We start from the raw sequence: 2,262 nt of genomic DNA, 5'->3' as shown, positions 1-2,262 counted from the left end.
CCGCACCCGCAACACCGAAGCACCCACCGCGTGCAACGACACACCAGACCACGAGAACGGCAACCGCGCCCCGCCCTCGCCCTCACCCTCGATCAGGCCACCGAGCCCGACCGCGTGCAGCGCCGAGTCCAGCAGCGCCGGATGCAGACCGAACAGCCCGGCCTCGGACTGCGCGTCCTCCGGCAGCTCCAGCTCCGCGTAGACCTCGCCGTCGAGCCGCCAGGCGGACCTCAGCCCCTGGAACACCGGGCCATAGGCCAGCCCCAGGCCCGCCAAACCCTCGTAGAGACCGTCCAGCTCGACCGGCGTCGCACCGGCCGGGGGCCAGGCGCTCAGGTCGAACGACGCCGCCGGCGCTCCCTCCACGAGCGCGCCCGAGGCGTGGCGCAGCCACGGCTCATCGGCGGGCGCGTCCTCGAACCGCGAGTACACCTCGAACGCACGACGGCCGGAACCGTCCGGCGCACCCACCGACAGCTGAAGCTGGACACCGCCCACCTCCGGAAGCACCAGCGGCGCCTCCAGCGTCAACTCCTCCACCTGGTCACAGCCGACCTGGTCACCGGCGCGAACCGCCAGCTCGACAAAGGCCGTACCCGGCAGCAGCACCGAGCCCATCACGGCGTGATCCAGCAGCCACGGATGCGTCTGGGCCGAGATCCGCCCGGTCAGCAGCACACCGTCGCCGCCCGCGAGCGGTACGGCGGCCCCCACGAGCGGATGGTCCACGGCGGCGAGCCCGAGCCCCACCGTGCCACCGACGCCGTACGCCGACGCCTGCGGCCAGTACCGACGGCGCTGGAAGGCGTACGTCGGCAGATCGGTCAGCTCGACCCGAGCCGCACCCGTACCGGCGAAGACGGCTGCCCAGTCCACGGCCACACCACGGACGTACGCCCGCGCCACGGCGGCGTGGACCGCCCGCGCCTCGGGCCGACCGGCCCGCAGCGCGGCGGCGAATCCAGCGGCCTCGGCGTCGGTGACGCACTCCTGGGCCATGGCGGTGAGGACACCGTCGGGGCCCAGCTCGACGAACGTGGTGACGCCCTGGGCTTCCATCGTCCGGACACCGTCGAGGAAACGGACGGCCTCGCGGACGTGGCGCACCCAGAAGTCGGGGGTCGTGATCTCCTCGGCGGAGACCACGTCCCCGGTGAGGTTGGAAACGATCGGGATCCGCGGGGCCTCGTACGACAGCCCCTGCGCCACCTCACGGAACGCCTCCAGCATCCCGTCCATACGCGGCGAATGGAAGGCGTGGCTGACGGTGAGGCGCTTGGTCTTCCGACCCCGCGCCTCGAAGCCCGCCGCGATCTCCAGCGTCGCGCCCTCATCACCCGCGATGACGACCGAGGTCGGGCCGTTGACGGCCGCGATGCTGACACGCTCGGTCAGCAGCGGCGTGACCTCGTCCTCGGACGCCTGCACCGCGATCATCGCGCCACCGGCGGGCAACTCCTGCATCAACCGCCCACGCGCCGCCACCAGCTTCGCCGCGTCCGCCAGCGACAGCACACCCGCCACATGCGCGGCGGCCAGCTCGCCGATCGAATGGCCGGAGAGGAAATCGGGCCGCAGCCCCCACGCCTCCGAAACCAGCCGGAACAGCGCCACCTCAACCGCGAACAACGCGGGCTGGGTGAACCCGGTCTGGTCCAGCGTCTCGGCGTCCTCGCCGAACAGCACGCTCTTCAGCGGCCGTTCCAGGTGGGCGTCCAGCGCGTCGCAGACCGCGTCCAGCGCCTCCGCGAACACCGGGTAGGCGTCGTACAGCTCACGGCCCATCCCCAGCCGCTGACTCCCCTGCCCCGTGAACAGGAACGCCACCTTGCCGCTCGCGGCCGACCCCTGGATCACCTCCGCGCCGGACTCACCGCGTGCCAGGGCGTCCAGACCGCGCAGGAAGCCCTCACGGTCGTCGGCCACCAGCACCGCGCGGTGGTCCAGCGCGGCGCGCGTGGTCGCGAGCGAGTAGCCGAGGTCGGTGAGCGAGACGTCGGGCCGCTCGTCCAGGTAGGAACGGAGCCGCCCAGCCTGCGCACGCAGCGCGTCGGCGGTCTTCGCCGACAGCGGCCACGACGTCACACCAGGCGCCGCCGCCACCTCGCGCGGGGCCTCGTCCTCGCTGACCGGGGCCTGCTCGATGATCGTGTGCGCGTTCGTCCCGCTGAAGCCGAACGACGACACCGCCGCCCGCCGGGGACGCCCCGACTCCGGCCACTCCACCGACTCCCGCAACAGCGACACCGCACCCGCAGACCA

Annotated in this window: 1 protein-coding gene; it reads right to left on the bottom strand. The window is 72.8% G+C overall.

Annotation, left to right across the window (positions count from 1 at the left end):
- A partial coding sequence (locus IEJ02_RS47690) for an acyltransferase domain-containing protein (RefSeq protein WP_191070490.1) occupies positions 1-2,262 on the bottom strand: 2,262 nt, incomplete at both ends.

The sequence above is a fragment of the Streptomyces sp. 5-10 genome (assembly GCF_014712245.1).
Classification (GTDB): Bacteria; Actinomycetota; Actinomycetes; order Streptomycetales; family Streptomycetaceae; genus Streptomyces; species Streptomyces violaceusniger.
The sequence above is the reverse complement of the archived record's forward strand: the minus strand, read 5'-3'. Positions and strand labels throughout refer to the sequence as shown.